Source organism: Bradyrhizobium cosmicum (assembly GCF_032290525.1).
GTDB classification, from domain to species: Bacteria; Pseudomonadota; Alphaproteobacteria; order Rhizobiales; family Xanthobacteraceae; genus Bradyrhizobium; species Bradyrhizobium cosmicum_A.
The window spans coordinates 1-1,385 of the sequence record NZ_JASXTA010000064.1 but is presented as its reverse complement, the minus strand read 5'-3'; the positions used below and the strand labels follow the sequence as shown (position 1 = coordinate 1,385).

The 1,385-nt window shown below is 60.9% G+C and carries 1 protein-coding gene; it reads left to right on the top strand.

Annotation, left to right across the window (positions count from 1 at the left end):
* Positions 1–86 precede the first annotated feature (86 nt).
* Positions 87–1,118: an IS110 family transposase gene (locus tag QSV46_RS38990; RefSeq protein ID WP_314963994.1), complete on the top strand. Its 1,032-nt coding sequence runs from the start codon at positions 87–89 to the stop codon at positions 1,116–1,118.
* Positions 1,119–1,385 lie beyond the last annotated feature (267 nt).

Genomic DNA, 1,385 nt, shown 5'->3' with positions numbered 1-1,385 from the left:
TGATGCTGTGGACGGCTCCTCCACGGGCACGAGAGTGCCAAAGACTGGGCGCCGTTTAAGGCTCCCACGATTCGGAGGAGCAACCTATGCAGTCAGTTTCAACAATTGGTCTGGATATCGCGAAGTCGGTCTTCCAAGTACATGGGGTCGATGCAGCCGGCCAGGTGGTCATACGCCGTCAGCTCAGGCGCCGCTTCGTGCTGTCCTTCTTTGAGAAGTTGCCGCCGTGTCTAGTTGGGATCGAGGCTTGCGCTTCATCGCACCATTGGTCTCGCGAGCTGCAGGCGTTGGGGCATACGGTGCGTCTGATGCCTCCGGCCTATGTGAAGCCCTACGTCAAGCGGCAGAAGAACGACAGCACCGACGCGGAGGCTATTTGCGAGGCGGTCACAAGGCCCAACATGCGGTTCGTGCCGACCAAGACGAACGAGCAACAGAGCTGTCTGATGCTTCATCGCGTACGCCATCTCTTCATTCGCCAGCAGACTGCTGTCATCAACTCGATCCGTGCATATCTGGCCGAGTTCGGGATTGTTGCCCCCGTCGGGCGCAGGGGCGTCGAACAGCTGTTGGAAGTCGTCGCCGATCCAGCTGACCGCCGGGTCCCGGAGGTGGCCCGCGCGTGTCTTGCGGCTCTCGGCGGTCAGTTGCGGGTACTAAAGGCTCAGATCCTGGAGTTCGATAAGCGCATTATCGCCTGGCATCGATCAAACGCGACGAGCAGGCGACTGGATGTGATCCCTGGCGTCGGTCCAGCACTGGCAACGGCGCTAGTCGCAAGCGTTGCCGATGCCACAACCTTCCGATCGGGGCGGGACTTCTCGGCCTGGGTCGGGCTCGTGCCGAAGCAGAACTCCAGTGGGGGCAAGGACAAGCTTGGCCGTATCAGCAAGCAAGGCGATCGCTATTTACGCAGCCTGTTCACCGCGGGCGCACTCGCCGTGATCCGCTATGCCAAGATCCATGGCACGAGCCAACGGCCTTGGCTCACTGCGTTGTTGGCACGCCGCCCCACCAAGGTCGCAGCCATCGCACTCGCCAATAAGCTCGCCAGGATGGCATGGGCGATGATGGCCAGGAACGAACCCTATAAGGAACCCGCCGGCCTTACGGCGTGAACGAGATTACAGCCGGTCATCCGGCTGTAACGTAACGGTTGGAAGGGCGAACAGCACTAATGCAGCGCCGGTCGATCCGGCGATCAGGACAACCCACATGGGCCATGGCATCTTCGAATGCGTGCTTTTGATCGGGACCTGATCCGCGGAGGGCATTATGGCCAGCGGTCATGAGTACCGCACAAGAAGGCCGAACACATGGCTGCTCCGACCAACGCCGCAAGTGAAGATTCTCCTTGCCAACCCGGAGCCGTCCACACATGGCCC

Coding starts and splice junctions, on each gene's coding strand:
- QSV46_RS38990 (WP_314963994.1), top strand. CDS start 87: ATGCAGTCAGTTTCAACAATTGGTCTGGATATCGCGAAGTCGGTCTTC.